Source organism: Methylobacterium sp. 190mf (genome assembly GCF_900107945.1).
Lineage (GTDB): Bacteria > Pseudomonadota > Alphaproteobacteria > Rhizobiales > Beijerinckiaceae > Methylobacterium.
The window spans coordinates 1-25,832 of sequence record NZ_FNVI01000034.1; the positions used below are offsets into that span (position 1 = coordinate 1).

29 protein-coding genes are annotated in these 25,832 nt (G+C 71.3%); 18 read left to right on the forward strand and 11 right to left on the reverse strand.

What is annotated here, in order from left to right; all coding sequences use genetic code 11:
• A partial coding sequence (locus tag C4T42_RS27630; RefSeq protein ID WP_146074054.1) for a transposase occupies positions 1-301 on the reverse strand: 301 nt, incomplete at its 3' end.
• 965 nt (positions 302-1,266) lie between these two features.
• Here C4T42_RS27630 and C4T42_RS27635 point away from each other — a divergent pair.
• A complete protein-coding gene (locus C4T42_RS27635; RefSeq protein WP_244603294.1) occupies positions 1,267-2,208 on the forward strand; it encodes a HipA domain-containing protein in 942 nt (313 codons plus the stop codon).
• Between the two features lie 452 nt (positions 2,209-2,660).
• Here the strand turns inward: C4T42_RS27635 and C4T42_RS27640 are convergent, their stop codons facing one another.
• Complete coding sequence (locus C4T42_RS27640) at positions 2,661-2,951, reverse strand: hypothetical protein (RefSeq protein ID WP_103986245.1); 291 nt, start codon at positions 2,949-2,951, stop codon at positions 2,661-2,663.
• A 206-nt stretch (positions 2,952-3,157) separates the two neighbouring features.
• On the opposite strand from C4T42_RS27640, the gene C4T42_RS27645 reads away from it, so the two are divergent.
• The gene (locus tag C4T42_RS27645) at positions 3,158-3,430 is read left to right on the forward strand and encodes a hypothetical protein (RefSeq protein ID WP_103986246.1); all 273 of its coding nucleotides are present in this window, start codon (positions 3,158-3,160) and stop codon (positions 3,428-3,430) included.
• A 19-nt stretch (positions 3,431-3,449) separates the two neighbouring features.
• Here C4T42_RS27645 and C4T42_RS27650 read toward each other — a convergent pair whose 3' ends face one another.
• Positions 3,450-3,677, reverse strand: a complete 228-nt coding sequence (locus C4T42_RS27650) for a hypothetical protein (RefSeq protein ID WP_103986247.1) — start codon at positions 3,675-3,677, stop codon at positions 3,450-3,452.
• An 824-nt stretch (positions 3,678-4,501) separates the two neighbouring features.
• Here C4T42_RS27650 and C4T42_RS27660 point away from each other — a divergent pair.
• A complete protein-coding gene (locus C4T42_RS27660) occupies positions 4,502-6,034 on the forward strand; it encodes a sensor domain-containing diguanylate cyclase (RefSeq protein WP_103986249.1) in 1,533 nt (510 codons plus the stop codon).
• A gap of 204 nt (positions 6,035-6,238) precedes the next feature.
• Positions 6,239-6,487 carry a PilZ domain-containing protein gene (locus C4T42_RS27665; protein WP_042675639.1) on the forward strand — a complete coding sequence of 83 codons (249 nt, stop codon included), beginning with the start codon at positions 6,239-6,241 and terminating at the stop codon, positions 6,485-6,487.
• A 114-nt stretch (positions 6,488-6,601) separates the two neighbouring features.
• On the opposite strand, the gene C4T42_RS27670 is transcribed toward C4T42_RS27665, so the two are convergent.
• Positions 6,602-7,330, reverse strand: coding sequence for a GntR family transcriptional regulator (locus C4T42_RS27670; protein WP_103986250.1), 729 nt, complete (start codon positions 7,328-7,330; stop codon positions 6,602-6,604).
• A gap of 167 nt (positions 7,331-7,497) precedes the next feature.
• Here C4T42_RS27670 and C4T42_RS27675 point away from each other — a divergent pair, with 167 nt between their 5' ends.
• From C4T42_RS27675 to C4T42_RS27715, 9 genes are all read left to right on the forward strand, one after another.
• Positions 7,498-8,256 (forward strand): aspartate/glutamate racemase family protein, encoded by a 759-nt coding sequence (locus tag C4T42_RS27675; protein ID WP_244603295.1) that lies wholly within the window; start codon positions 7,498-7,500, stop codon positions 8,254-8,256.
• Positions 8,253-9,353 carry an ABC transporter ATP-binding protein gene (locus C4T42_RS27680; protein ID WP_103986252.1) on the forward strand — a complete coding sequence of 367 codons (1,101 nt, stop codon included), beginning with the start codon at positions 8,253-8,255 and terminating at the stop codon, positions 9,351-9,353. Before C4T42_RS27675 ends, C4T42_RS27680 begins: the two co-directional genes overlap by 4 nt.
• Before the next feature lie 37 nt (positions 9,354-9,390).
• Positions 9,391-10,434 carry an ABC transporter substrate-binding protein gene (locus C4T42_RS27685; RefSeq protein WP_103986253.1) on the forward strand — a complete coding sequence of 348 codons (1,044 nt, stop codon included), beginning with the start codon at positions 9,391-9,393 and terminating at the stop codon, positions 10,432-10,434.
• Positions 10,431-11,330: an ABC transporter permease gene (locus tag C4T42_RS27690; RefSeq protein WP_103986254.1), complete on the forward strand. Its 900-nt coding sequence runs from the start codon at positions 10,431-10,433 to the stop codon at positions 11,328-11,330. Before C4T42_RS27685 ends, C4T42_RS27690 begins: the two co-directional genes overlap by 4 nt.
• 17 nt (positions 11,331-11,347) lie before the next feature.
• Complete coding sequence (locus tag C4T42_RS27695) at positions 11,348-12,166, forward strand: ABC transporter permease (protein ID WP_042673588.1); 819 nt, start codon at positions 11,348-11,350, stop codon at positions 12,164-12,166.
• An 18-nt stretch (positions 12,167-12,184) separates the two neighbouring features.
• Positions 12,185-12,937 carry an aspartate/glutamate racemase family protein gene (locus C4T42_RS27700; protein WP_103986255.1) on the forward strand — a complete coding sequence of 251 codons (753 nt, stop codon included), beginning with the start codon at positions 12,185-12,187 and terminating at the stop codon, positions 12,935-12,937.
• On the forward strand, positions 12,934-14,367 hold the full coding sequence (locus tag C4T42_RS27705) for an amidase (protein WP_103986256.1): 1,434 nt from the start codon (positions 12,934-12,936) through the stop codon (positions 14,365-14,367). The genes C4T42_RS27700 and C4T42_RS27705 overlap by 4 nt, the downstream gene beginning before the upstream one ends.
• Positions 14,364-14,696 carry a hydroxyisourate hydrolase gene (locus C4T42_RS27710; protein ID WP_103986257.1) on the forward strand — a complete coding sequence of 111 codons (333 nt, stop codon included), beginning with the start codon at positions 14,364-14,366 and terminating at the stop codon, positions 14,694-14,696. The genes C4T42_RS27705 and C4T42_RS27710 overlap by 4 nt, the downstream gene beginning before the upstream one ends.
• A gap of 126 nt (positions 14,697-14,822) precedes the next feature.
• A complete protein-coding gene (locus C4T42_RS27715) occupies positions 14,823-15,269 on the forward strand; it encodes a hypothetical protein (RefSeq protein ID WP_103986258.1) in 447 nt (148 codons plus the stop codon).
• On the opposite strand, the gene C4T42_RS27720 is transcribed toward C4T42_RS27715, so the two are convergent.
• Positions 15,254-15,586 carry a hypothetical protein gene (locus C4T42_RS27720; RefSeq protein ID WP_056526737.1) on the reverse strand — a complete coding sequence of 111 codons (333 nt, stop codon included), beginning with the start codon at positions 15,584-15,586 and terminating at the stop codon, positions 15,254-15,256. The genes C4T42_RS27715 and C4T42_RS27720 overlap by 16 nt on opposite strands.
• A 64-nt stretch (positions 15,587-15,650) precedes the next feature.
• On the opposite strand from C4T42_RS27720, the gene C4T42_RS27725 reads away from it, so the two are divergent.
• The 3 genes from C4T42_RS27725 to C4T42_RS27735 all read left to right on the forward strand — a co-directional run bounded on the left by C4T42_RS27725 (position 15,651) and on the right by C4T42_RS27735 (position 17,303).
• Complete coding sequence (locus C4T42_RS27725; RefSeq protein WP_103986259.1) at positions 15,651-15,992, forward strand: hypothetical protein; 342 nt, start codon at positions 15,651-15,653, stop codon at positions 15,990-15,992.
• Positions 15,993-16,177: 185 nt separating this feature from the next.
• Positions 16,178-17,068, forward strand: coding sequence for a methyltransferase domain-containing protein (locus C4T42_RS27730; protein WP_103986260.1), 891 nt, complete (start codon positions 16,178-16,180; stop codon positions 17,066-17,068).
• A 22-nt stretch (positions 17,069-17,090) separates the two neighbouring features.
• Positions 17,091-17,303 carry a hypothetical protein gene (locus tag C4T42_RS27735; protein ID WP_103986261.1) on the forward strand — a complete coding sequence of 71 codons (213 nt, stop codon included), beginning with the start codon at positions 17,091-17,093 and terminating at the stop codon, positions 17,301-17,303.
• Between the two features lie 24 nt (positions 17,304-17,327).
• On the opposite strand, the gene C4T42_RS27740 is transcribed toward C4T42_RS27735, so the two are convergent.
• The 5 genes from C4T42_RS27740 to C4T42_RS27760 form a co-directional block, all read right to left on the reverse strand.
• Positions 17,328-17,603: a hypothetical protein gene (locus C4T42_RS27740; protein ID WP_053621787.1), complete on the reverse strand. Its 276-nt coding sequence runs from the start codon at positions 17,601-17,603 to the stop codon at positions 17,328-17,330.
• A gap of 71 nt (positions 17,604-17,674) precedes the next feature.
• A complete protein-coding gene (locus tag C4T42_RS27745; protein ID WP_020094713.1) occupies positions 17,675-17,968 on the reverse strand; it encodes a hypothetical protein in 294 nt (97 codons plus the stop codon).
• Positions 17,969-18,214: 246 nt separating this feature from the next.
• Positions 18,215-18,952 (reverse strand): HAMP domain-containing sensor histidine kinase, encoded by a 738-nt coding sequence (locus C4T42_RS27750; RefSeq protein WP_103986262.1) that lies wholly within the window; start codon positions 18,950-18,952, stop codon positions 18,215-18,217.
• Positions 18,953-19,163: 211 nt separating this feature from the next.
• Complete coding sequence (locus C4T42_RS27755) at positions 19,164-19,535, reverse strand: response regulator (RefSeq protein WP_056526640.1); 372 nt, start codon at positions 19,533-19,535, stop codon at positions 19,164-19,166.
• 331 nt (positions 19,536-19,866) lie between these two features.
• Positions 19,867-20,529 carry a response regulator transcription factor gene (locus C4T42_RS27760; RefSeq protein ID WP_103986263.1) on the reverse strand — a complete coding sequence of 221 codons (663 nt, stop codon included), beginning with the start codon at positions 20,527-20,529 and terminating at the stop codon, positions 19,867-19,869.
• 356 nt (positions 20,530-20,885) lie between these two features.
• Between C4T42_RS27760 and C4T42_RS27765 the strand changes: the two genes are divergently transcribed.
• On the forward strand, positions 20,886-23,387 hold the full coding sequence (locus C4T42_RS27765) for an MFS transporter (RefSeq protein WP_103986264.1): 2,502 nt from the start codon (positions 20,886-20,888) through the stop codon (positions 23,385-23,387).
• A gap of 3 nt (positions 23,388-23,390) precedes the next feature.
• Here the strand turns inward: C4T42_RS27765 and C4T42_RS27770 are convergent, their stop codons facing one another.
• A complete protein-coding gene (locus C4T42_RS27770) occupies positions 23,391-24,773 on the reverse strand; it encodes a mercuric reductase (RefSeq protein WP_103986265.1) in 1,383 nt (460 codons plus the stop codon).
• 602 nt (positions 24,774-25,375) lie between these two features.
• Between C4T42_RS27770 and C4T42_RS27775 the strand changes: the two genes are divergently transcribed.
• On the forward strand, positions 25,376-25,822 hold the full coding sequence (locus tag C4T42_RS27775; protein WP_020094719.1) for a (2Fe-2S)-binding protein: 447 nt from the start codon (positions 25,376-25,378) through the stop codon (positions 25,820-25,822).
• Positions 25,823-25,832: the final 10 nt, after the last annotated feature.

Below are 25,832 nucleotides of genomic sequence, written 5' to 3' on the forward strand. Positions count from 1 at the left end.
CTCGGCTCCAGTCGATCTCGCCCGCCCCATGCAGGCGCTCCAAGAGCACCTGATGCAGGCGGGCCCATACGCCGGCCGCCTGCCAGTCCCGTAAGCGGCGCCAGCAACTCATCCCGCAGCCGCAGCCCATCTCCGCTGGCAGCATCTCCCACGGGACGCCTGAGCGCAGCACGAACAGAATGCCGGTCAACGCAGCTCGGTTCTCGATCGGCCGTCGGCCACCTTTTGGACGTGGGCGGGGCGGCGGCAGAAGCGGCGCAATCTCGGTCCAGAGATCATCGGGCAGAAGCGGACGAGCCATCACGACCAACGCCTGCCCACGCAATCCGTGCCCGTTCTGTTAGGCGCTCTTAGGCCTGCGGTAACGAGGGCGTCAGGATTGCGGGATAGCGAGGGGACGCTGAGGCACGGCGTATCGCGTGCCAGCGCACCTTCAGGCGATCAGGCGGGTTCCCGGGACGGGGAGTGGGACTGCCCGGATTTCATGCATCGGGACAGTTTCGTCGGCGTGATAACGCCGGTAGGGAAGGTCTCAGCCATAGTCTGTATCCTCAGATGATACGGATCGTGGTCAGGCCGGCATTCGGTGCTGCTAACACCGGTGTCGGCCGCTCCCTGCTAAAGAGCGGCGCGGCGTGTGCGTGTGGTCTGCCAGGGACGAACTTGGCGTGGATCGGCACCTTTGAGAAGGCCGCAGATGCGGCAATATGAGCTTGAGGAAGTCCTTCCTGTCGCGATCGTTAACGGAAGCCTGGCGCCCTTTTTGTTGTTGCGGGTGAGCGCATCACATCCCATGATCGCCTGATGGCCGGGTGGCCGGTTGTCGCCAGCAGATTATTGCTCAGTGCGCTGATCTCACCGATCCGCACAGATCAACGTGGCGACATTTGCCTGTGTGATCACATCAGAGACACAGCGGATGCCATGCTGGATCGCCGCGGGATCATCGTGAGCGGGTATGTGGCGAACCTCTAAGTACAACCGCATCGAGGAAATGCACGTGTTCCGGTCAGGGCCGAGCGGCTATGTGCCCATCGGCCTCTTGGTCTTCGAAGGTAGCTCCTCACGGCGGCTCGGTCGTTTTGCCTATAGCTCCGACTATCTAGCTTCGGAAGGACGCAGGCCGATTGACCCCATCGGCCTGCCGCTCGGAAACAAGTGGCGGCCTGTGACTGTGGGGGGGTCCATCTGGCCTTTCACGATGCAGGCCCCGACGGCTGGGGCAAAGGAATCCTGACACAGGTATTCCCAGAACTGGAACTCGGCATGCCGGAGTTTCTGGCTCTGGGCGGCCTGTCGCGCACTGGCGATCTGGCCTTCGGCTCAACGCCAGAGGCTCCCGAGAGGTGGACGCCCAGGATGGAAGCAGCGCTTAAGCACGCTCAAAGCGAGGATGATCTTGAAGGTGCGCTCATCGCAGCAGAGAAGTACGAGGATGGCGAAGCGTCGGCGCGCCAACTCGCGCAGCTACTCATCCACAGCTCGGATGTTGGGGGAGCTCGACCGAAGACGCGTGTGAGGATTTCAGAAAAAGAATGGATAGCCAAATTTTCCGCGTGGGACGACAGGTTCGACAATCCCAGGGCTGAAGCGGTTTGCCTCGATTTCGCCGAGGCAGCAGGCCTGCGAGTCCCGGAGCGGGAGATTCGTGTCGTAAACGACAGGCCGGTTCTCTTGGTATCACGTTTTGACCGATCCTCGGCTGGAGCGTGTTTGTCTTACCTCAGCGCCGGCACTTTGCTGGGCGAGCCCGCTTATGGTTATGCGACAAGCAAGACCTATTTGGACATCGCGGCAGCCGCGCGCCGTATCGGTGTGCACGCGCCGGAACGCGAGATTTTTCGCAGGCTCCTGGTCAATACCTATCTCCGCAACACAGACGATCATTTGCGCAACCACGCTTTCATCAACGATGGGACCGGCTGGAATCTTTCACCGGTGTTTGATGTTGTCCCGCATCCGTCGGGCACCAAGCATGTCTGCGCCCCGGCTCCCGGTATCAGCCGGGAATGCAACCCGTGCACCGCATTCGCGGCCTACACAAAATTTGGCCTCTCCGCTGCCGAAGCCAGTTCCATTCTCGATGAGGTTCATGAAGCCACCTCGCGCATCCCAGCTTTTTTCGACGCCCGAGGCGTGTCGCGACGGGATCGAGAGATACTCTTGGCATGCTTCGGCTCGCTACCCAGGACCGCCGCGTCACAATGAAAGTCCGCGCCATCAAATGGCGCCACGCCCGTGACAAGATGGAACAACGAAGCAAAAATTTGCATACTTCGAGAGACATACTCGAAATGCAAATTGGATACGGCATGAAGGATCTGGACTCCCCTAAAACTCCCATCAAAACTTATGCCGCCAAACAACACAAGGACTTCGAACACGCCGCAATGGCTCCACAAAGCCATAATCTGGCTTTTCGACCCGAGGCAATATAATTATGAAGATATTTTTGCAGCGGCGAGGCATTGCATGCGAGCTGAGCAATACAAAAATTAACGATTGCGATCCAAGATGCTTATATTCGAAAACTAAAAAATCACATCATGTAAGTCAAAAATTAGTTTGCGCGGCCCGTAAGTTCAGCTGAGCCTTGAATGGTAGAGTATGCGCAGGGCGTAGAACACGCTGGTTGCGCCGGCGTTCGTGATCACTCCAAATCAAGCGGCTCGCGTGCCGGCGACGTCCCGTCCGTGGGCCTGATCCATGATCTCCCCGATCCGCTCGCCGACGGCGACGGCTATCTCCACCGAGCCCGCCCCTTCCGAACCCTGCCGGCAGATCCGGGTCAGGACGTCGGTCACGCGCTGCTCCATGACCCCGAGAATCGCCGCGGCCGCCTGGGGCTGGGCGCCGCGCAGGACCGCCGCGAGGTCGCAATAGGCGTCGTGAAGAAGCTGCAGCGTGAGCCGATCGACAGCCTGTTCATCCTCCGCCGACAAGGCCCGCATCACGCCCCTCTCAACGTCCCGCACCCTACGCCACCGACAGCCTTGCCCCGATGCGTTAACAAGGCGTGAAGAACGCCGTCGGTCGGCAGGAATTGGCTAACCACCCCGCCAAACGGCGAGGACGGCAACCTGACGCGACCGGAATGGAACTTGGCGGGCCGTCGGCGTGTCAACTCCACAGGATCCATCAGCGCGAGAGCTTTTCAATGCGCCTCCTCATCGCCATGCTCACCGCCGCGAGCCTCGGTCTGGCCGCGGCCGCGACACCCGCCCTGGCCCAGGTGCAGCAGAACAATCCGAACGCCGCCAACCAATCCATGGAGACCAGCGGTCAGGTCCGCGCTCTGCGACAGGAGCAGACGACCCAGAGCAATACGCTGCGGATGGACATCCAGAGGAACCAAGCCGCCACGCCCGCTCCGAATACCGGGCCGAACGCCATCGGCCCGACCGGGGGCACCGGCGTCATCGGCCGCTGAGGGGGCGAGCGGCGCCGGCCTATACGTCCGGCAGGGGCCGTCCCTTCACGACCACCCGCGGCCACCGCTCCAGGCCGATCGGCATCAGTACGGCGATCTGCGGCGGCACCGCGGTGCCGCCGAGCAGGCTAGCGAGGGAGATCCGGCAGGCCTCCTCGAGCTCGCCGCGGGTGCGCGCGCCGGAGGTCTTGATGTCGGCGATCAGGAGCGCCGCGATCTCGTGGGCAAAGGCGTCGCCGTCCAACATGCCGGACTCCCGCTCCGTGTCAGCTCAGCATAGTCGCCTGAGCATCGTCCCGGCATCAGCACAGAATTGCGTATCCACATACCGATTGCGGATACTTTGTCGCGTTCACGGGTCAGTCGCCGCGCGCCGCCGCGCTTTGGAACCGTAGCCGGGAGGGGGCCGGGACCACTCGAAGGGCGGTGAAGGTCAGCGACGGTGGTATCGACCGCCGGCAGCAGCACCAGGGTGAGCGGGGTCGCGGCGCTCAGGCCCCCGATCACCGCGGTGGCGAGCGGCCGCCGCACCTCCGCGCGGGCGCTGGTCGAGAACGCCACAGCCGGAAGTCCAGTGCCGTAAGGTGAGCCGCCATGATCACAGGCCGCAGCGGCTTCGCGGCGGCGTGGGTGGCGGCCTCCCGGACGCCGGAGTTGGACGCCTCCAGATCGCGGAGGTCGCTCGCGAGCACGACGCCGTTCAGGATCGCGATGCCGAAGGGCGTATGAAGCCGGTCGCCGTCGGAACCGACAACGGCTCGCCGCGCAGAGCCAGGGCTGGGTTGAGGCCGGGGAAGTGCAGCGAGGTCTTCCGCCGCGTCGACCGCGCGCCGGACCGCCGGCCATGGCTTGAGTCTCATAGCGGCAGTCGCCAACATCCCCGGCGCGCCCGTGACGCGGCATTTCCCGCCGACCGGCGCGGACCCGGAAGGCCGCGCGGCGCGATCAACGAGGTGTCTCGGATCGTGGACAGAGACGCCGGGATGTAAGACCGGCCCGACCGCCGCGAAAGCGGCGGTTAAGGCTCGGCGTGCCAGAGCACGGCAATGAAGCGCCGTCCGCGGGGGGCCGATGAACGTCTGGCGACGCGTCGCCCCGTGGCTCGGCTCGGCCCGCACGTGGATCGTCCTCGGGATCCTGGCCCCGCTGGGCATGGTCGTGACGTCCGGTCTCATGCTGGCCGATCTGCGCCGCGACGCCTGGACCAGCGCGGAGCAGACCTCCTGGAACCTCCTGCAGGTCCTCGAGCGCGACATCGCGCGCAACATCGAGATGTACGATCTCTCGATCCACGCGGCGGTCGACAACCTGAAGGTGCCGGGCTTGGCCGAGGCCGACCCGCACCTGCGCCAGCTCATCCTGTTCGACCGCGCCGCGACCGCCCGCGACATGGGCGTGATGCTGATCCTGGACGAGCGGGGCGACGCCATCGGCGACATCGCGGCCGTGCCGCCGCGCCCGGGCAACTACGCGGATCGCGAGTATTTCCAGGTCCACCGGGCGAGCACGGGGCTCGGCCTCCATGTCGGGCGCCCGATCGTGTCGCGGCTCAACGGGGAGCGGATGCTCCCGTTCAGCCGCCGCATCGAACGGCCCGACGGCAGCTTCGGCGGCGTGGTCCTGGGCACCGTGAAGCTGTCCTACTTCACGCACCTGTTCAGCGAGATCGACCTCGGACCGGGCGGGGCCATCAACCTGTACCTGACCGACGGCACTCGCCTGATGCGCTACCCCTACGTGGAGGCGGATCTCGGGGCGAATATCGGGAAGACCGCGATCTTCAAACGGTTCCTGCGCGAGGGACGCGGCAACTTCGTCAGCACCTCCGTGCGCGACGGCGTCGAACGGAACTACACGTTCACACGGATCGGAAATCTGCCGCTGATCCTGAACGTCGCCCTGTCCACCAAGGACGTGGAGGCGGAGTGGGCCGCGAAGGCGACGATCATCGGCGGCATCGTGCTGGCGCTGTGCGGCCTCACGATCGCGCTGTCGCTCCTGTTCGGGCGGGAGCTGCGCCGCCGCGAGGCGCTGCGGGCCGAGATGGCGGCGCTGTCGCGCACCGACGCCCTGACCGGCCTGCCGAACCGCCGCTGCTTCGAGGACGCCCTCCGGCGGAACCTGGACGCGGCCCGGCGCGACGGCCACCCCCTGTCGCTGCTCATCGTCGACGCGGACCATTTCAAGCGCTTCAACGACCGCTACGGGCACCCGGTGGGCGACCAGATCCTGCAGGGCCTCGCCCGCTGCCTCGCGGCGAGCGTGCACCGCCCACAGGATCTCGTCAGCCGCATCGGCGGCGAGGAGTTCACCCTGCTCCTGCCCGAGACGGACGAGGCCGGCGCCCTGCGCGTCGCCAACACGGTCCACGCCGAGGTGGCCAAGCTGACCGTCCCGTCGGCGGGGATCGGGGCCGGCGCCGTGACGGTGAGCATCGGGCTCGCGGCCGTCCGGCCGGGCGCCGACCGGAGCGCGCCGCTGCCGGATCCCTACCGCTTGGCGGACGGCGCCCTGTACGAGGCCAAGAACGGCGGTCGCAACCAGACCCGCAGCGTCGCGCCGCCGACCCCGCGGGGCGCCCTGCAACTCGTGCGGACGTCCTGACCGGCACGCTGCCGCGCTTTCGCGGAGCGCTTTGACGGAATCGACACGAACGCCGTGGTCTCATGGGCGCGATGGCGGACGGCCCGGATCGGGCCCGACGGCGTCGCGCCGGACGGGGCGGCCGGGATCGATCATCCGTGCCCCGAGTCGGTGGAGCGCGCGCGGATCCGCAGGGATCCGGCCCGCAACCATAGGGTAACGAGGATGGACGACAGACGCGCCGCGCCCCGTAGACGGACCCTGCTTGAGGGCCATATCGAACTCGCCGGCGGCGGCGTGATCGACTGTACGATCCGCAACATGTCGGACGGGGGCGCCCGCCTGAAGGTCGTCAGCGTGATCGGCGTGCCCGACGCGTTCGTGCTGGCCTACGGGGTCGGCGGTCGGCGCCGGCCGGCGCGCGTCACGTGGCGCCAAGAGACCGAGCTCGGGGTCTCGTTCGGCGACGCCTGACGGGCGGCGGTCGAGGCTTCCACGCCCACCCGTGTTGAGGGGCGGATCGGATGGGCGTGGAAGGCCAGCGTCCGGCTGGTGACCCACCGATGCGACGACAGGGTTAACGCTTCGTTACGGCGCCGCGGGGTCTGTGCGCCGGGCCTGGAGCGTCTCGGCAATCACCACGCCGGTCCGCAGCACGTGGCGGTGGGCGACGGTCCCGGCCGCGGCGGCGTCCCGCGCGGCGAGCGCCTCGAACAGATCCCGGTGCTCGCGGGCCGATTCCTCCCAGCGGCTGCCGCTGGAGAGCGCGCGCAGGCGCGCCCACTGGGCTCGGGCCTGGAGCGCCGCGTGGGCCTCCGCCAGCGGACGGTTCCGGGCGGCCTCGACGATCGTCCGGTGGATCTCCTGGTTCAGGGCGAAATAGGCGTCGAGCACTTGGTCCCGGTGCATCCGGTCGAGCTGCGCCTGCTTGCCGCGCAGCGCGTCCATCAGGGCTTCGGAGATCCGCGGCGCCGCAAGTTCCGCGGTCAGCCGCTCGATCCCGGCCAGGGCCTCGAACAGTTCGAGGATCTCCTCCGGCGTCCAGTCCGGGACGCGGGCGCTGCGGTTCTGGTGCAGCTCGACCAGCCCCTCCGCGGCCAAGAGCTTGAGCGCTTCCCGCAACGGTGTGCGGCTGACCCCGAGGGCGACGGAGAGGTCCGTCTCCACGAGGGACGCGCCGGCCGGCAGCACGCCGCGCACGATCATGTCCCTGAGCCGGCCCGCCGCCTGCTCGTGCAGCCCGGTCCGCGGCAGCTGCGCGGCCGGGACGACCGGCGCCTTGCGGGGCCGGCCCCGGCGGCGTGCGACGACGTCCATCGATCCTCCCGTTCTCCCGCGCCAGCCTAGCGCGTCCGGCCGCCCGATCGATGACCCATTTTTCGGCCGCTTGCGCTGCCATATCATGCATTTGCGCAAATTGCATGCAGCATGCAGAAAATGCCTTGTCGCCTGCCCAGGCCTGTCGGATGCTTCACGGATCGGGGATGGATTCCATGGAACGAGCGAACGGCACGACGCGTCTGGGCATGCTGACGCCCTCGTCGAACAGCGTCCTCGAGCCGGCCACGGCGCATCTGCTGGCCGGCGTCGCGGGCGTCAGCGCCCACTTCGCCCGCTTCCGCGTGACGGAGATCGGCCTGTCGGCGGCGGCGCTGGACCAGTTCGACCCCGAGCCGATCCTGGCGGCGGCCGAACTGCTCGCCGATGCCCGCGTCGCCGCGATCCTGTGGAACGGCACCTCCGGCGCGTGGCTCGGCTTCGACGCGGACGAGCGCCTGAGCGCCGCGATCACCGACCGGACCGGGTGCCCGGCCTCCACCGCGGCGCTCGCCTTCCGCGACCTGTTCCGCGCCCGGGATTTCCGGCGGATCGGCCTCGTCACGCCCTATACCGGCGACGTGCAGCGCCGGATCCAGGCCAACTGGGGCGCGGCCGGCTTCGACTGCGCCGCCGAGCGCCACCTCGGCCTGTCGGAGAACTTCGCCTTCGCCGAGACCGGCCCGGAGGCCATCGCCGGCATGGTCCGGGCGGTGGCGGCCGAGGGCGTCGACGCGGTGGCGATCGTGTGCACGAACCTCGCGGGCGCCGCGCTCGCCCCGGCCCTGGAGGCCGAACTCGGCGTGCCGGTGGTCGATTCCGTGGCCGTCACCCTGTGGAAGGGCCTGGAGCTGGCGGGCTGCCCGACGGCGCATCTCGCCGCGCACGGCCGCGCCTTCGCGGCGGACGGGGCGGGCCGCCCGTGAGCGCCGGGACCACCCTGATCCTCGACGGGATCACCCAGCGCTACGGGTCGGCGCTCGCGGTCGACACCGTGACCCTCGACATCCGGGGCGGGGAGCTCGTCGCCCTGCTCGGGCCCTCGGGCTGCGGCAAGACCACCCTGTTGCGCGCGGTGGCGGGCTTCCTGAAGCCCACGGAGGGGCGCGTCATCATCGGCGGCCAAGCCGTCGACCACCTGCCGCCGAACCGGCGCACCGTCGGCATCGTGTTCCAGAACTACGCCCTGTTCCCGCACATGAGCGTCGCCGACAACGTCGCCTACGGCCTCGCGGCCCGGGGTGTCGGGCGGGCGGAGCAGAGGGCGCGGGTCGCCGAGATGCTGGCGCTGGTGCGCCTGGAGCACCTCGCCGGGCGCTTCCCGCGGGAGATGTCGGGCGGCCAGCAGCAGCGGGTGGCGCTGGCCCGGGCGCTTGCGGTGCGCCCCTCGATCCTGCTCCTCGACGAGCCGTTCGCGGCCCTCGACAAGAACCTGCGCCTCGACATGCAGATCGAGATCAAGCGCATCCAGCGCAGCGCCGGCACCACCACGCTGATCGTCACGCACGACCAGGAGGAGGCCCTGTCGATGGCCGACCGGGTCGCCGTGCTCAATGCCGGCCGCCTGGAGCAGTTCGCCCCCCCGACCGACGTCTACGACCGCCCCGAGACGCTGTTCGTCAACACCTTCGTGGGCACGGCCAACGTCCTGCACGGGCGGCTCGCGACGGAGCCGTGCGGCGCCCGCGTGGTGGCCCTGGAGGCGGGCGGCCTGCTCCCCGCCGCCACGACGCTGCCGGACGGGACCCGGGTCGCCGCCTGCCTGCGGCCCGAGCACGTCGCCTTCGCGGAGGAGGGACCGAGGGCCGGGGCGGGGGCCGCGGACGGCCTCGACGGCGCGGTCGAGGTCGGCCTGCCGCTCGGCGCAACCCTGGTCCACGAGATCCGCCTCGACGGCGGCGCCCGCCTCAAGACCGCCGAGCCGCGCGCGGCGGGCGCCCGGCCCCGGCCGCCCGGCACCCGCGTGCGCCTGCGCCCGACAGCACCCGAGCGGGTCGGCGTCTTTCCCGATCCCCGACACTGAGGCCGAGCCGCCCGACACCGAGCCAGGAGAACCGACCATGCCCCTGCACCGCCGCAGCCTCCTCGCCGGCGCCCTGACCCTCGGCGCCGCGCAGGCCTTCCCGGGCCTGTCCCGCGCCCAGGCGCGCAAGCTCGTCTTCGCGACCTTCACGGGCAGCTGGGAGGAGGCGCACCGGGCCGTGCTGGTGCCGGCCTTCCGCAAGAGTTCGGGCGGCGACGTGATCCTCGATCCGATGCTCTCGGTCGACCAGATCGCCAAGGTCCAGGCGGCCCGCGCCAACCCGCCGATCGACGTGATGCTGCACGATCCGGGCCCCGCCCTCACGGCCATCGCCCAGGACCTCGTCGAGCCCTACCCGGTGGCCCAGTCGGCCCATTACGGCGACCTGATCGCGGACGCGCAGGAGCCGATGGGCCCGGCGCCGTTCTTCCAGATCGTCGGCCTGACCTACAATCCCGAGAAGGTGAAGACGCCGCCGACCTCCTGGGCCGACCTGTGGAAGCCAGAGTACAGGGGCCGGGTCGGCATCACCAACCTGAACTCGACGCTCGGCACCGGCTTCCTCGTGGAGATCGCCCGCATGCACGGCGGCTCGGAGACCGACGTCGAGCCGGGCTTCAAGGCGCTGGAGGCGCTCAAGCCGAACCTTGCCGCTGTCGCCGCCAACCCGGGCGCCCTGGCGGCCCTCTACCAGCAGGAGCAGGTCGACATCGGGCCGGGCAATTTCAACGCGATCCAGATCCTGAAGGCCCGAGGCGTGCCGGTGGAGTTCGCCGCACCGAAGGAGGGCATCATCGCCTTCAAGACGACGATCCACATCGTCAAGAACACGCCGTCGAAGGAGCTGGCCTTCAGGCTGATCGAGGCCGCGCTGTCGCCGGAGGTGCAGGCCAAGCTGATGCAGAGCCCCTACCTGATCGTGCCGACCAACCGGAAGGTCGCCATCGAGGGTGAGGTCGCCAAGGTCCTGGCGAGGGACGCGGACGAGCTGAAGCGCAAGTCGGTGTTCCAGGACTGGGCCGCGATCAACCGCGGCCGGCCGGCCTGGATCGAGCGCTTCAACCGCGAGATCCGGGTGTGAGCGCCGGCCCGGCCACGGCGGGCCCGGTCGCGGCGCCCCTCCGCCCGGGCCGCGCCTGGACGGCGGCCTACGACATCCGCCTCGCGCTGCCGCTCGGGGCGTTCTTCCTCGTCTTCTTCCTGGCGCCGCTGGCGCTGCTGCTGCTCGTGAGCTTCTACGCCGATCCGGCCATGACCCGGTTCGGCCTCGACCAGTACGCCCGGTTCATGCTCGACCCGTTCTCCCTGCGGGTGCTCGGCGCGACCCTGTGGCTCGGCGTCGAGGTCACGGCGCTGACCCTCCTGCTCGGCCTGCCGCTGGCGCTGCTCCTGACCTGGGCGCCCGGCCGGCTGCGCGGCCTGCTGACCTTGATCGTGCTGCTGCCGCTGCTCACGAGCGTGGTGGTCCGGACCTTCGCGTGGATCGTGATCCTGGGGCGCCAGGGCATCGTCAACGCCGCGCTCCTCGGCCTCGGCCTCACCGACGCGCCCCTGAAGCTGCTCTACACCGAGGGCGGCCTCGTCCTGGCTCTGGCGCAGGTGCAGCTGCCGCTGATGGTCCTGCCCCTGGTCACCGCCCTGTCGCGGATCGACCCGAACCTCGCCGACGCCTCGGCGGTGCTCGGGGCGGGGGCGTGGCGCACCTTCCTCCGGGTGACGCTGCCGCTCTGCCTGCCCGGCATCGTGGCGGGCTGCCTGCTGACCTTCGCGGCGGCGATCACCGCCTTCATCACCCAGTCGCTGATCGGCGGCGGGCAGATACTGTTCATGCCCATGTACCTGTACCAGCAGGCCTCCTCACTCAACAACTGGCCGTTCGCGGCGGCGATCGCGATCGTCTTCCTCGTGGCGGTGCTCGCCTGCGTCACGATCCTCAACCTCGCGGGCCGCCTGTCGGGCGGCCGCGCGCGCGCCTGAAGCCACCGGGAGTCACCATGCGGACGAGCCTGCGGCGCGATCTCGACTGGTTCAGCTTCCACGGCGCGGTGCTGCTGCTGGCCGGGCTCTGCCTCGTCCTGCTGGCGGCGCCCACCGTGATCGTCGTGGTGGTGTCGTTCACCAGCGGCTTCTCCCTGCGCTTCCCGCCGCCGGGCTACTCGCTGCGCTGGTACGCGGCGCTCGCGGAGGCCGAGCAGCTCCGGGCAGCCGCCTGGAACAGCCTCGTGGTGGCGGGCTGGACGACCCTGCTGTCGGTGGTTCTGGGCACCGCGGCGGCGCTCGCCATCGCCCGGTCACCGCGGGTCTCCGCGCGGCTCCTCGACAGCCTGTTCCTGTCGCCCCTCGTCCTGCCGGCCCTGGCTTTCGGGCTCGCGGCGCTGATGCTGTTCAGCCTCGCCGGCATCCCGGTCTCGCCGCTGACCCTCGTCCTCGGCCATACCGTGGTCTGCGTGCCCTACGTGGTCCGCACCACCGTGGCGGCCCTGTCGCAGATGGATCCGGTGCTCCTCGAGAGCTCGACCTCGCTCGGCGCCTCGCGCCTCTACACGTTCCGCCGGGTGACCCTGCCGCTGATCCGGCCCGGGATCCTGGCCGGGGGCTTCATCGCCTTCATGGCGAGCTTCGACAACGTCCCGGTCTCGCTGTTCCTGCGCGACGCAGCCACCGACATGCTGCCGATCCGCATGTGGCAGGACCTGGAGGGCCGCCTCGACGTCACGGTGGCGGCGGCCTCCAGCCTGCTGATCCTCGTGACCGTGGTGCTCGCCGCCGTGATGGAGCGGGCCGCCGGCCTGTCCCGCCGGATGGCGGGCTGAAGCGCCCGGAGCCCTCGCATGCGCATCCTGCTCCTCAATCCCAACACCTCGGCAGCGATGACCGCGCGCATGGCGCGGGCCGCCGAGGCGGCGCTCGCCCCCGACGCGCACATCACCGCGCTCACCGCCACGACGGGCCTGCCCTACATCGCGAGCCGGGCCGAGGCGCAGCTCGCCGGCGCGGCCGTGCTGGAGACGCTCGCCGCCCACCATTCCGGCCACGACGCCGCGGTGATCGCCGCCTACGGCGATCCCGGTCTGGTCGCCGCGCGGGAGCTGTTCGACCTGCCAGTGGTCGGCATGGCCGAGGCCGCGATGCTGACCGCCTGCCAGCTCGGGGCGCGGTTCGCGGTCGTCACCTTCGCGCCCGCCCTGCTGCCCTGGTACGAGGACGCGGTGGCGCTGGCCGGGCTGTCGGCGCGCTGCGTCGGCCTCCACGCGGTGCGCCGGCCGTTCCAGGCCGTGACGGACGTGCAGGACGAGTTGCGGCCCGAGATCCTGGCCCTGGCCGAGCGGGCGGTGGGGGAGGGGGCCGACGTCGTGATCCTGGCCGGCGCGCCGCTCGCCGGCCTCGCCACGGTCCTGCGGGACGCGGTGCCGGTGCCGCTCGTCGACCCGCTGGCGGCCGCCCTGGGCCAAGCACAGGCCCTGGTGCGGCTCGGGACGCGCCCGCCCCGGGCCGGCCGTTTCGCCCGCCCGCCCGCGAAGCCGGCCACCGGCCTCGCCGGGCCGCTCGCCCGCTGGATCGCCCATCGCGAGGAGGAGTCATGACCCGGATCGACGCGGACGGCCCGCTCTGGACCCTCTCGGCCGCCGCCCTCGGCCGCCGCTACGCCGCCGGGACGGCGAGCCCGGTCGCGGCCGCCCGCGCCTGCCTGGAGCGGGCCGAGGCTGTGAACCCCGCGCTCAACGCCCTCGTCGCCGTCGATCCCGAGGGCGCGGAGCGCGCCGCCGTGGCGAGCGCGGCGCGCTGGCGGGCGGGACGGCCGCTCGGGCCCCTCGACGGCGTGCCGCTGACCGTCAAGGATAGCCTGAACGTCGCCGGGTTCGCGACCGGCTGGGGCAGCCGGCTCTACGCGGGGGAGGGGGCCGGGCAGGCCGTCGACCGCGACGAGACGCCGGTGGCGCGCCTGCGCGCGGCCGGGGCGGTGATCCTGGGCAAGACCAACGTCCCCGAGCTGACCGTCCAGGGCTACACCGGCAACCCGGTCCACGGCGTCACCCGGAACCCGTGGGATCCGGCGCTGACGCCGGGGGGCTCCAGCGGCGGCGCCGTCGCGGCAGTGGCGTCCGGGATCGGGCCCCTGGCGCTCGGGACCGACGCGGGCGGCTCGATCCGCCGGCCCGCCTCCCATACCGGCCTCGTCGGCCTGAAACCCACCGCCGGCCGGGTGCCGCGGACAGGCGGGCTACCGCCGATCATGCTCGACCTCGAGGTGGTCGGGCCGATGGCGCGCACCGTCGACGACCTCGCGGCGGCCATGCGGATCCTCGGGGCGGCCGACCCGGATGCCGTCGCGCCGCACGGCTTCGGCCCGTTCGGGACCACCGCGGTGCCGGAGCGCCCGCTGCGGATCCTCCACGTCCCGGCCTTCGGGACGGCCCCGGTCGATCCCGAGATCGCCGGCAGCGTCGCCGAGGCGGCCGGGCGCCTCGCCGGCCTCGGCCACCGGGTCGAGACCGGCCGCTTCGACGCGGCGACGGCCATCACGGAGGCGTGGCCGGTCCTCGGTCAGGCGGGCATCGCGTGGCTGATGCGCGCGCATCCGGGCGGACGCGACGCGCTCGGCCCCGACATCCGCGCCCTGGCGGAGGCCGGAGCGGCCCTGTCGGCGGCCGACCTGTTCGAGGTGCAGCGGATGGCGCTGGCGCTGCGCCGGGACCTCGCCGCCCTGTTCGCCGACCACGACCTGCTCATGACGCCCGCGGCCGCGGCGCTGCCCTGGCCGGCGGAGGACACCCATCCGCCGCGCATCGCCGGGGTACCGGTGGGCCCCCGCGGCTCGGCGACCTTCACGGGCTTCGTCAACGCCGCCGGCTGCCCGGGGATCTCGATCCCCTGCCGACCCTCGGGCGCCGGGCTTCCGATCGGGTTCCAGCTCGTGGCGCCCTGGGGCGGCGACGAGACCCTGGTCGCGATGGCGGCCGCCTACGAGGCGGCCCATCCCTGGCGGATGGTCTGGGAGGACGGGACACCGTGACCGGCCTGTCACTCCACGCCGTCGATGCCGCCACGGGCCGGCCGGCCGAGGGGATGCGCGTGCGCGTCCTGAGCGCCGGAGGAAAGCGGCGGGTGATCGCCGAGGGCCGCCTCGGGGCGGACGGGACCCTCGACCATCCGGTCGTGCGGACGCGGCTCGCCGCCGGCCTCTACGAGGTCGTGTTCGTCATCGGGGACTTCGTCGGGGCCGCGGGGGAGGGGTTCCTGGAGGAGGCCGCGATCCGCTTCCGGCTCGACGACCCCGACCGCCACTGCCACCTGCCGCTGAAATTCACAGCCTTCGGGGTGGCGCTGTTCCGCGGCTGTTGAGCCTCTAGCGCCGCCCTCGGACCCGGCCCGCGACGGCGCGGCCCGGCCGCCCTCTTCCGCGAGGTGACCGGAGCCTCCGGAGAGCCTAGACTCGCCCCCGATCGCGGCGCGCGCAGGAGGAAGCCGATGCGGGTTCAGGCGATGACGATCCCGGCGGCGGCCGGGCCCGCGACGCGCGGCACCCCACCGGCGCGCCTGCTGCTCGCCGCGCTGACGATCCTCGCGCTTCCGCTGGCCTTCGTCGCGGCCGCGCGGGTCCCCGCGGCGCCCGTCGATCCCGACCTCGTGCGGGTGATCCGCTTCATGGCGCTGCTCAAGGGCGGCTTCGCCCTGGCGGCGCTGGCCGGCTGCTTCTGGCGTCTCGGCCGGCCCGCCAGGTGGCGGAGCGCCGTCTACGTGGCCGGACCGCCGCTCATGGCGCTCGGGGCGGCCGGCCTGTGGTCCCTGCGCGATCCCGGGCTGGCGGCGCTCGGCCTGCATCTCGGCCTGTTCGCGGTCCTGGCGGCGGCGCTGACCGACCGCGAGGCCCTGCCCGACCGGCTCCGCGCCGCGCGTCGTCAGATCGTCTCGTAGGCGAACAGGACCGAGATCAGCGTCAGGCCGATCAGCCCGATGACGAAGCAGATGTCGGCGCAGCGCTCCAGGGTGACCGAGAGATCGCCGCCGTCGTCCAGGCGGATCGACAGGTAGGACGCGATCGCGCTGACGAGGAACAGGATCGCCGTCAGGGCGGCGGCCTCGTCGACGTGGCTCGGCCCGATCCAGCCCTCGGCGATCTTCACGAGGCCGATCAGCGTGGTGCAGACGCCGACCATCGTGCCGGCATTGGGGAGGATGTGGCGCGACAGGCTATCCTCGCCGGACCCGGTGCCCTTCCGCCTTTCGGCCATGCGCTCCTCGTACAGCTCCGCTCCGGCCGATGGCCCCCTGATACCGCGCCCGTGGAGGTTCGTCATGAAGCGCCCGCTCACCACCAACTTCTCCGCACCGCCGCCGGAGCGTGCCCACCCGCCCGAGCCGGCGCCCGCGGCGGCCTCGTGGCGCGACGTCGCCCCGTTCGCGGCCGCCCTGATCGCCACCCTGGAGGCGATCGAGGCCGGGCAGAAGGCCGGGCCGGCGATGCGGGCGCACCGCTCCGCCATGCGCCGCCAGGGCGAGGCGGCCGCCGCGCTCGGCGGATCCGAGGCGCTGGAGGCCGTGCTCGACCAAGTCGCGGACGCCGACGCGGCCCGGGCCGAGCGACGCCTCGCGCTCGTCCGCGAGGCCTGGGCGGGTCTGCCCGGGGGAGGGGCGTGAGGCGTCCTGCCGGCTCGCCGGATCGGGCTGGCGGCAGATCCGGGACGGCGTCGCGCGGTCGGGCAGCGCGCCGACGCGCCACGGTCCGAATTCGGGTCGCCGCGTAAAGATTTGATACAGGATCTCGGATAAATTTGGGGCTGGCCACACCGCGTCAGCTCGAGATCGCTCGTCGGGAATTTGTGATGGACGACCAGGACAAGCAATTTATCACGCAGCAGATCCTCGACGTCGGCCGCCAGCTCTATGCCGCCCTCGACAGCAAGATCATGACGGCTCACGCGCAGCAGCTCGCGCAGATGCAAGATGTCCGGCGCCTCGCCGTGGTTCAGCTCGCACCGAAGAACGACTTCTGCCTCGTGACGGATCATCCGATCGCCTACGAGAGCAACGATCACACGGTTCCGCGTGGAACAAAGGATGACAATACGCGCAATCAGCGGTTCTGCCACGCGGTCGAGAGCCATTTCGGCCGAAAGGTCAGGGCCCTGGACCTCGGCTGCGCGGGGGGCGGCCTCGTCTTCGATTTTCTCATCCGAGGCAATGCGGCCTTCGGGATCGAGGGGAGCGATTACTCCCTTCGCGCGCAGCGCGCCGAATGGTCCATCATCCCGGACTATCTGAAGACATGCGATATTACCAAGCCCTTCGCTCTGATGGATCAGAGATCAGGGACGAAAGCGAAATTTGACGTCATCACGATGTGGGAGGTCCTCGAGCACATCGAGGAATCGCTGCTTCCTCAGCTGTTCGCGAACGTGAAATCCCACTTGGCGGACGGCGGTCTTTTCGTGGGCTCCGCCGCGACATACGACGATGTCGCCAACGGCGTGAGCTACCACCCGACGGTCAAGCCGGAGACGTGGTGGCGCGAGCTTGTCCGGCAGCACGGGCTGGAATTTGTCCCGATGACCATGTTTCAGTTCAAGGATTTCTGCCGAGGCTCCGGCAACGAGAACGCGTTCTACGACGCCGATTTCAGCAAGAATCCCGAGCTCGGCTTCCACTTCGTGATGAAGCACCGCTCGCTTGAGGCGGGGCTTCCGAGCTCGACCGGTCTGGCGCCGCAGGCTTGAGCGGTCCGCCCGCGCGCCCCACATGGACGGGAGCGACAGCGCGGGGCCGACCATGTACGACCTCATCCACACCCTCCGCCTCTGGCTCTGGCGCCGCCGAGTGCGGGCCATGGCGCGGGAGTGCCGGGCATCCGGGACCAGCGACGGCGACTGGATCGCCGCCACCGTCGCGGCCTCCGCGACGAGTTCGGGTCCGGCCGCGCCGGTCTCGTACGTGAGCGGCACCGGCCTGTAGCGGATCCCGCTCGGCCGGGCGCGGTCAGCCTTCCGGAGACGGCTCGGCGGCGGCGGCACCCGGCTCGGGCGCCGGGCCGGTGTCGAGGGTGCCGCTGTGGACCAGGGCGCCGGCCCAGGCGCCCGCGATGATCCGGACCTGCTCGATGGCCTCGGCGCGGGTGAAGGGCCTGTCACCACCTCCCGAACGGCCCTCGTCCCAGTAGACGTAGCCGGTGCGCCGGCCGCCGGCATCCTCGACGCAGGCGGCGTTCTCGAGGACGCAGATCCGGAGCGGGAGCTTGAGACCGAGTGTGGGCATAGGGCCCATATAGGGCGCCGATCCCGCGGGAAGTCGGCGCGCCCGCCGCGTGACGGTCGGTCTAAGGTGTCTCAGGTGGGTTTCGCCGCGTCGAGCGCCTGCTCCAGGTGCGTCACGACCTCGTCGCCCTTGGGCGGCGGCTCGGCCTCCTCGACCCGTCGGGCGACTTCCATGACGAGGTAGGTCACCGACGGCGGCCAAGCCACGCCGTTATCCAGGAGCATCCGGGCGGCGCTTACCAGCATCCGGAACTGGTCCGGCGGGATCGTGGTCCCGGCCTCGTGCTGCGCGAGGATGTGATCGGCGATCGCGGCCGCAAGGCCGGCAACTTCGGCCATCTTGTTGGGCGGATCACCAGCCGTCATGTCAGGTCGCGCTCCGTCTGCGAAAGCACGGTGCGGAGCATCCGTCGCCTCTTCGGGGTCTCAGGCCGACACGGTTCCACAAGCAACCCTGGCGAGCAAGCCGTGCGGCGGCGGCACGCCTGCGTGGCCGTGGACACCGCAGATTTCGGCGGCTTGCGCGCGCGGTCCGGGCGTTTCGCGGCCTCCGGTACCGGGACGGCGGACCTGCTCCGCGGCGGCGGTGCCGTCGGGATCGTCCCGGGGCGTCTACGCGGATGCCGGACGGTGGCGGGGCGCGGTCACGCCGAAGACCGAGCCCCGGTCGCGCCGGGATCGCACGGCGACCGGGTGATCGAGCGCCGCGGCGGTCTGCCGGACGATATGAAGGCCGAGCCCGAGACCGGCCCCGTCCCGGCGTCCGGCGCGGTCGAAGGCGTCGAAGATGCCCGCCAGCCGTTCGGGCGCGATGCCGGGACCGCCGTCGTGCACTTCGATCGCCACGCGCCCCTGCCGGCGGCGGCATCCGACGACGACGCGGCCGCCCGGGCCCGCATACTTCACGGCGTTCCCGACGAGGTTGCGCAGGATGGTCGTCAGCATGGCGACCTCGCTCGTGACCGTCAGCGCCGTGGCGCAGACCCGGACACGCACCCCGACCGCGTCGGCGTAGGGTGCCCATTCGGCCGCCACCGCCTCCAGGAGCGGGGCGACCGCGACGGGACCGAGCCGGGGCGCCACGCTGCCGGCCTGGGAGGAGCGGGCCAGATCGTCGAGCTCGCGGCCGAGCCGCACCAGCGCGTCGCTGGCGAGGCCGAGCCGGGCCGCGGCCCGGGGACCGACGCCGTCCGAGACCGCGCGGTCGATGGCCATGAGGGCCACCTGCAGGGGTTGCTTCAGGTCGTGTCCGGCCACGGCGAGCAGCCGGGCCATGGCGCTGCGGGCGGTCTCCGCGCGCAGCAGGGCCTCGTCGGGCGCCGCACCCGGGCTCGCCATCGTCAGTCCCATCCCCGCCTCCTCGTCCGGCCCGCCGACGGCGCGCCGCTTCCATGGCGCGACCTTGGACCGTGGCCGTTCGCGCCGAAATCATACGGAGGTTTGATGTCCTAACCGGACCGGCCTCGGATCGGCGTGCCAGCGGCGCACGCGCGCGATGCCGGTCCGGAGCCGGCCGGCGATCCCGTCACGGATGGAAAGGCCCTGGAATCAGGCACTGGAGTCAGGCCCCGATCGTCTCTTCCAGGCAGCGGATCAGCTCGTCGGCCACGAGCGGCTTTCGCAGGAGATCGCGGGCGCCGCCGGCGAGGGCCCGGCGCCGGAGTGCGTCGTCGGTCAGCGCGGTCATCATGATGACCGGCAGGGCAGGGCGCTGCTCCCGGACGCGGTCCTGCAATTCGATGCCGCTGATCCCCGGCATGTTCACGTCCGTCAGCAGGCACGACACGTCGCTGCCGGCCATGGCGGCCAGGAAGGCCTCGCCCGAGTTGAAGGCCCGCGCGTCGTAGCCCAACGCCTCGAGGAAGCTGGACGTCGCGTCCAGAACCGCCTCGTCATCGTCCACGACCGCGACCGCTTTCTTCCCGACCGGCACGAATCTCCCTCCGGAGCCTCTCGAAGGCGCATCGATCCCACCTCTGTGGGCCGGCGGCGGCTCCGACGAAATTATACGATGGTTTGATGCGCGCGACGGACTCACATCCCGATGAACCGAGTCCTGCCACAGCAACGCAGGACCCGGGGCGTCGCGACGCGACCCGGTAGACATGGATTTCACGAGTTGAGGCAGGACTTCTTCGCCGATCCCCGATCCGATCGCCGCGACGAATCTGTCCGGTGCGGGTGCCAACGCGGCGATGTCCGGCATCGTTCCGCGCCGATCGGCCCGGGCCGGGTCTGCGGAAGCGACGGGGCGATGGGCCGGCTCAGACGGCGGCCCGGGCCTTGAGCAGCTCGGTCTTGCGCACGAGGTCGGCCACGGAGCCGGCCGCCATCTTCCGCATTACGTTGCCCCGGTGGATCTTGACCGTGATCTCGCTGATGCCGAGGGCGTGGGCGATCTGCTTGTTGAGCAGCCCCTTGACGACCTGTGCCATCACCTCGGCCTCCCGCGCCGTCAGGGTCGCGGCCAGCGCCTCAAGCTCGGCGACCCCCGCGCTCGACGCCCGCCGGGTCCTGTCTCGCTCGATCGCGATCGCGATGGCGTCGAGCATGTCCTGATCGCGGAACGGCTTAGTCAGGAAATCGAGCGCGCCCGCCTTCATGGCCTGGACGGTCATGGGGATGTCGCCGTGACCGGTCATGAAGATGATCGGCATGCGGTTGCCCATCGCGGCGAGCTTCGCCTGCAGGTCGAGGCCGCTGGATCCGGGCAGCCGCACATCGAGAATCAGGCAGCCCGGGCGGTCCGGCAGCGTCGCCGCGAGGAGGTCGCGCGTCGCGCCGTAGGCGAGGGTGTCGAGCCCGACGGAGTGCAGGAGGTCCTGCAGACCTTCGCGGACGCCCTCGTCATCCTCGACGATGACCACCAGCGGTGAGGCCGTGTCGGCGCCGGGCTTCGCCGCGCCACCCCGGACGTTGCCTGACATCGTGATCGACGAGTCCCCGCGCGCCTCTGACAGGCTGCCCGCACGGGCAGTGCTTACAGGTTGTATCCGCGCCCGATCAAGCCGACCGTCTGTGGACGGCGCGGACCGCCGGCACGGACCGCCGGCACGGACCGCCGGCACGGACCGCCGGCACGGGTCGCCCCGAATGGCCGCTCGCCGGACCGCTCCCGACGCGCCTATCGACTCGCGGCCAAGCTTGTGGCTATGAGCGGTTGCACTGTCCCCGGGACCGGCTCAACCTCCGGCGAGGTCAGCGCCTCCCGGCCCGGGACTCGCGGCCGCCCGCCTCCTCCGGCCGCGCGCCCGTCCGACCGGCTGTGCAGCGAGGCGCGGAGATGAGTGCGGTGGGCGACGCGCGTCCCAGGCAGACGACGGCGCGGGTCCTCCTCGCGAGCCTGATCGGCACGACGGTCGAGTTCTACGACTTCTACATCTACGCCACGGCGGCGAGCCTGATCTTTGGGCCGCTGTTCTTCCCGGCGGCGCTGCAATCGGCGGAGCTGATCAGCGCCTACGCGAGCTTCGGCCTCGCCTTCGTGGCCCGGCCGATCGGCGGCGCGGTCTTCGGGCATTTCGGCGACCGGATCGGGCGCAAGGCGACGCTGGTGGCCTCGCTCCTGCTGATGGGGCTCACGACCTCGGCCATCGGGCTGCTGCCCACCTTCGCGCTGGCCGGCTGGCTCGCCCCCGTCCTGCTCTGCCTCCTCCGGTTCGGGCAGGGCCTGGCGCTCGGCGGCGAGTGGAGCGGCGCCGCCCTGCTGGCGCTGGAGAACGCCCCGCCGGGCTGGCGCGCGCGCTACGCGATGTTCGCGCCGCTCGGGGCGCCCCTCGGCTTCTTCGTGGCCAACGGCCTGTTCCTCGTCCTGACCCTGACCCTCAGCGCGGAGCAGTTCGCGGACTGGGGCTGGCGGGTGCCCTTCCTGCTCAGCGTGCCCCTGGTCTGGCTCGGGCTCTGGGTCCGCACCAATCTCGGCGAGACCGAGGAGTTCGCCGCCGCCGTGAAGGACGCGCAGCCCCCGCGCGTCCCCCTCGTCGCCCTGATGCGCGACCATGCCGGGCAGGTCGTCGCCGGGATGTTCGGCGTCGTCGCGTGCTTTTCCCTGTTCTGGACCGCCACCGCCTTCGCGCTCGGCTACGGCACGACGACGCTCGGCTACTCCCGGGCCTCGTTCCTGACGGTCGAGCTCGGCGCGATCCTGTTCATGGCCGCCGCCATCGTCGTCGCGAGCTGGCTGTCGGACCGGCTCGACCCGGCCCGGGTCCTGATCGTCGGCTGCGCCGGGACCATCGTGTCGGGGATCCTGCTGGCGCCGATGCTCGGCAGCGGCTCCCTCGCGACGATCTTCGCCTTCCTGGCCTTCGCCCTGTGGGTGATGGGCTTCGTCAACGGGCCGCTCGGCGCGTGGCTGCCGAGCCTGTTCCCGCCGCAGGTGCGCTACACGGGGACCTCCGTGGCGTTCAACGTCGGCGGCATCATCGGCGGCGCCTTCTCGCCGATGATCGCCCAGGCGCTGGCCGCGCAGAGCGGCCTGACCGCGGTCGGCTTCTACCTCGCGCTGACCGGCGGGATCAGCCTCATCGCCTTCGACACGAGCGCCCGGCGGCGGGCGCTGGACGCGCTCGCCCGGAGCGAGCGCCGCTACCGCGCGCTGTTCGAGCAGAGCCACGTCGCGCTGTGCGAGGTCGATCTCTCCGAGGCGCAGGCCCACCTCGCAAAGGCGCGGGCCGCCGGCGCCCTCGGGCCCGACCTCCGCGGGCAGGCCGACGCCGCGCTCGTCGCCGCGCTCGTCGCCGAATGCGCCCGGCGGATCGCGCTGGTCGACGTCAACGACGCGACGGTGCGGCTCCTCGGCTGCGGCTCCCGCGAGGCGGTGCTCGGCTCGATGAGCCGCTTCCTCCCGCCGGGCAACGACCTCGTCCTGCCGCTCCTGCAGCGGATCGACCGGGCGGGCGGCCGCTTCGAGGCCCAGGGCCGCCTGATCCGCGCCGACGGGCGGGAGGTGACCGCGATCCTCGTCGTGGCGCTGCCGGACGACGAGGCGGCCCTCGACCGGGTTGCCTGCGCGATGATCGACGTGACCGAGCGGGAGCGCGCCAAGGAGGCCCTGCTCGCGGCTCAGGCCGAGCTCGCCCGCGCGGGCCGGGTCTCGACCGTCGGGGCGATCTCCGCCTCCATCGCCCACGAGGTCAACCAGCCGATCGGCGCCATGGTGATGAGCGCCGAGGCCTGCCTGCGCTGGCTGCGGCGCGAGACGCCGGACCTCGAGGCGGCCGCGCGGGCGGCCGAGCGCGCCGTCCGCGACGGCATGCGGGCGAGCCGGATCGTGCAGCGGACGCGCGAGCAGCTCCGCCGCGACCGCAGCCAGCCCGAGATCCTCGACCTGGGCTCCCTCCTGGCGGAGGTCGCGACCCTCCTCGACCGGGAGATCCTGGCGGCCGGGGCGACGGTGCGGACGGTGATCGCCGCGACCGAGGCGCGCGTCCTGGCCGACCGCGTCGAGCTGCAGCAGGTCGTGGTCAACCTCGTGACGAACGGCCTGCACGCCGTGCGCGACCTGCCCGAGCCCCGCCGCGCGCTGCGGATCGCGCTGACCGCCCCCGCGCCGGGCCGGCTGCGGATCGCGGTCGTCGACAGCGGCACCGGCATCGATCCGGAGCAGCTGCCCAGGCTGTTCAGCCCGTTCTTCACCACGAAGCGCGACGGGATGGGAATCGGCCTCGCGATCTGCCGGACCATCGTCGAGGCCCATGGTGGCACGCTGACCGGCGGGAACAATGACGGGCCGGGCGCGACCTTCGCGGTCGAGCTGCCGGCGGCCGAGCCCGCCGCCGGCTGAGCCTCAGCGGGCGGGGACAGCCGCGAACAGGCTGTTCAGCCCCTCCGCGGTGGTCGGGTGGGCGAGGATCGCGTCGCGCAACGCCGTGTAGGGCAGGCCGGCGAGCATGGCGACCTGGACCGCGGCCATGACCTCGCCGGCCTCCGCGCCGAGCATCGTGAAGCCGAGGATGCGGTCGTCCGCGCCGATGACGGCCTTCATGAAGCCCTCGGTCTGCCCGGTCGTCCGCGTGCGCAGCACGGCCGCCATCGGCAGCCGCGCCACCCGGACGGCGTGGCCGCCGGCCCGCGCCTCCGTCTCGGTCGACCCGACCCGCGCCAGCGGCGGGTCGGTGAACAGGCAGGACGGCATCAGCCGGCCCGCGGTCGAGCGCGGGATCCCCGCCAGCGTGTCGCGGATCACGCGGAAATCGTCCGCCGAGGCGTGGGTGAAGGCCGGGCTGCCCGCGCACTCGCCGATGGCCCAGACGCCCGGCGCGCTCGTCCGGAGGTGGTCGTCGACCTCGATGACGCCCCGCTCGGTGAGCGCCACGCCCGCGCGGTCGAGACCGATCTCGTCGGTGTTCGGCGCGCGCCCCGCCGCGACGAGGATGTGACTCGCGGCGATGACCGCCTCACCGGCGCCGCCGCTCACGGTGATCTCCACGGCCTCGCCCGAGCGGCCGCGCACGCGCACCACCTCCGTGCCGGTGCGGATCGCCAGCCCCTCGGCCTCGAGGAGCTGCGCGAGGGCGGACGCCACGTCCGGATCCTCGCGGCCCGCGATCCGGGGCCCGTGCTCGATCACCGTCACCGCGCTGCCGAACCGGCGGTAGGCCTGGGCCAGTTCGAGGCCCACGTAGCCGCCGCCGAGGACGACGAGGTGGGCGGGCACGGCGTCGAGTTCGAGCGCCTCGATATGGGTGAGCGGCCCGGCCTCGCGCAGGCCCGGGACGTCCGGGATGGTCGCGCGGGTGCCGAGATTCAGGAAGATCTGCTCGGCCGTCAGCGCGCGCGAGCCGCCCGCGTTCAGCGCGACCGTGAGCGCTCTGGGGCCCGTGAAGCGGGCCGTTCCCATGACGAGCTCCGCGCCGCTCTCGCGGTAGCGGTCGAGGTGCATGTCGATGAGGTCGCGGACCATCGCCCGCTTGCGCGCGACCACCCGGCCCATATCCACCGCGACCGGTCCGGTCTCGATGCCGTACCGGTCGGCCTGCCGGGCGCGGTGGGCGATCTCGGCGCTCCAGATCTCGTTCTTGCTCGGCAGGCAGTTGGTGTTGGGGCAGGAGCCCCCGATCCAGCGGCGCTCGATCACCGCGACCCTCTGGCCGGCCTTGGCGAGGTGCCACGCCAGGAACTTGCCGCCCTCGCCGCTGCCGATCACGAGGGCATCGTAGTGGTCGTCCATGGTATTTCCTTCGCGATCCCGAGATCTGCGGAAAACGTAGAGGCCTCACGACCGGACGGATATCATGCGTCGGTATGATAGACCGGTCCCGACCGCCCGGCGCGCAGGTTTCGTGCGCATCGAGTCTCGGATGATCCGACCGAAACCTCGGCCTGACCGAGCCGGATCGGCCCATCGCCGCAGTTCCGTCCATCGCTGACGGGCGATCGCCCGTTCCGGTCGGCGCCTCTGCAGGCAGGCCTGCAGCAATCCCGCGCCCTCCGCTTCGAAGGCTCGGATCCCTGAACACGCGGGTTCGCCGCGGCCGCGGCCCGGGCGCGTGACCGGCCGCCCGCGCGCCGCCGCGCGAAGCTTTCAGGACCGAGACCCGGGCCGATGGACTGTCCTCGGCCGGCCCTGATCCCGGGGGGGGCCGCGGAGGGGCACCGTTTCGGGTGCCGACCCCTAACCTTCGTATGATTCCGCGCGGCCGGGGGCGGCGGTACCTCTCGCGACACGGCACACGATCCGGACCGCGCCTTCGGCCGTCCCCGAAGACACGTCGCCCGGCCGGTTCGCACGCCGAGACACGTCGCGGCGTCCCCATCCCACGAGGTCGAACGATGGTCCAGCTCACGATCAATGCGCGTCGCTACACGGTGGACGCGGAACCGGACACGCCGCTGCTGTTCGTCCTGCGCGACAGCCTCGGGCTGACCGGCACGAAGTACGGCTGCGGCATCGGGCAGTGCGGCGCCTGCACGGTGCTGCTCGACGGCGCGGCGACCCGCTCCTGCCAGATCCCCCTGGAGAGCGTCGGCGACCAAGCCATCACGACGATCGAGGCGATCGAACAGGACCCGGTCGGTGCCCGGGTCGTGGCCGCCTGGGTCGGCATCGAGGTGCCCCAGTGCGGCTACTGCCAGTCCGGTCAGGTCATGGCCGCCACGAGCCTGCTCAAGCAGACCCCGAAGCCGACCGAGGCCGACATCGCCGGCGCCATGACCAACCTGTGCCGGTGCGGAACCTACAACGCCATCGCCGCCGCCGTGCGGCAGGCCGCGGCCTGAGGAGGCGCAC

Coding starts and splice junctions, on each gene's coding strand:
- C4T42_RS27635 (WP_244603294.1), top strand. CDS start 1,267: ATGCCGGAGTTTCTGGCTCTGGGCGGCCTGTCGCGCACTGGCGATCTG.
- C4T42_RS27640 (WP_103986245.1), bottom strand. CDS start 2,951: ATGCGGGCCTTGTCGGCGGAGGATGAACAGGCTGTCGATCGGCTCACG.
- C4T42_RS27645 (WP_103986246.1), top strand. CDS start 3,158: ATGCGCCTCCTCATCGCCATGCTCACCGCCGCGAGCCTCGGTCTGGCC.
- C4T42_RS27650 (WP_103986247.1), bottom strand. CDS start 3,677: ATGTTGGACGGCGACGCCTTTGCCCACGAGATCGCGGCGCTCCTGATC.
- C4T42_RS27660 (WP_103986249.1), top strand. CDS start 4,502: ATGAACGTCTGGCGACGCGTCGCCCCGTGGCTCGGCTCGGCCCGCACG.
- C4T42_RS27665 (WP_042675639.1), top strand. CDS start 6,239: ATGGACGACAGACGCGCCGCGCCCCGTAGACGGACCCTGCTTGAGGGC.
- C4T42_RS27670 (WP_103986250.1), bottom strand. CDS start 7,330: ATGGACGTCGTCGCACGCCGCCGGGGCCGGCCCCGCAAGGCGCCGGTC.
- C4T42_RS27675 (WP_244603295.1), top strand. CDS start 7,498: ATGGATTCCATGGAACGAGCGAACGGCACGACGCGTCTGGGCATGCTG.
- C4T42_RS27685 (WP_103986253.1), top strand. CDS start 9,391: ATGCCCCTGCACCGCCGCAGCCTCCTCGCCGGCGCCCTGACCCTCGGC.
- C4T42_RS27695 (WP_042673588.1), top strand. CDS start 11,348: ATGCGGACGAGCCTGCGGCGCGATCTCGACTGGTTCAGCTTCCACGGC.
- C4T42_RS27700 (WP_103986255.1), top strand. CDS start 12,185: ATGCGCATCCTGCTCCTCAATCCCAACACCTCGGCAGCGATGACCGCG.
- C4T42_RS27705 (WP_103986256.1), top strand. CDS start 12,934: ATGACCCGGATCGACGCGGACGGCCCGCTCTGGACCCTCTCGGCCGCC.
- C4T42_RS27715 (WP_103986258.1), top strand. CDS start 14,823: ATGCGGGTTCAGGCGATGACGATCCCGGCGGCGGCCGGGCCCGCGACG.
- C4T42_RS27720 (WP_056526737.1), bottom strand. CDS start 15,586: ATGGCCGAAAGGCGGAAGGGCACCGGGTCCGGCGAGGATAGCCTGTCG.
- C4T42_RS27725 (WP_103986259.1), top strand. CDS start 15,651: ATGAAGCGCCCGCTCACCACCAACTTCTCCGCACCGCCGCCGGAGCGT.
- C4T42_RS27730 (WP_103986260.1), top strand. CDS start 16,178: ATGGACGACCAGGACAAGCAATTTATCACGCAGCAGATCCTCGACGTC.
- C4T42_RS27735 (WP_103986261.1), top strand. CDS start 17,091: ATGGACGGGAGCGACAGCGCGGGGCCGACCATGTACGACCTCATCCAC.
- C4T42_RS27740 (WP_053621787.1), bottom strand. CDS start 17,603: ATGCCCACACTCGGTCTCAAGCTCCCGCTCCGGATCTGCGTCCTCGAG.
- C4T42_RS27745 (WP_020094713.1), bottom strand. CDS start 17,968: ATGACGGCTGGTGATCCGCCCAACAAGATGGCCGAAGTTGCCGGCCTT.
- C4T42_RS27750 (WP_103986262.1), bottom strand. CDS start 18,952: ATGGGACTGACGATGGCGAGCCCGGGTGCGGCGCCCGACGAGGCCCTG.
- C4T42_RS27760 (WP_103986263.1), bottom strand. CDS start 20,529: ATGTCAGGCAACGTCCGGGGTGGCGCGGCGAAGCCCGGCGCCGACACG.
- C4T42_RS27765 (WP_103986264.1), top strand. CDS start 20,886: ATGAGTGCGGTGGGCGACGCGCGTCCCAGGCAGACGACGGCGCGGGTC.
- C4T42_RS27770 (WP_103986265.1), bottom strand. CDS start 24,773: ATGGACGACCACTACGATGCCCTCGTGATCGGCAGCGGCGAGGGCGGC.
- C4T42_RS27775 (WP_020094719.1), top strand. CDS start 25,376: ATGGTCCAGCTCACGATCAATGCGCGTCGCTACACGGTGGACGCGGAA.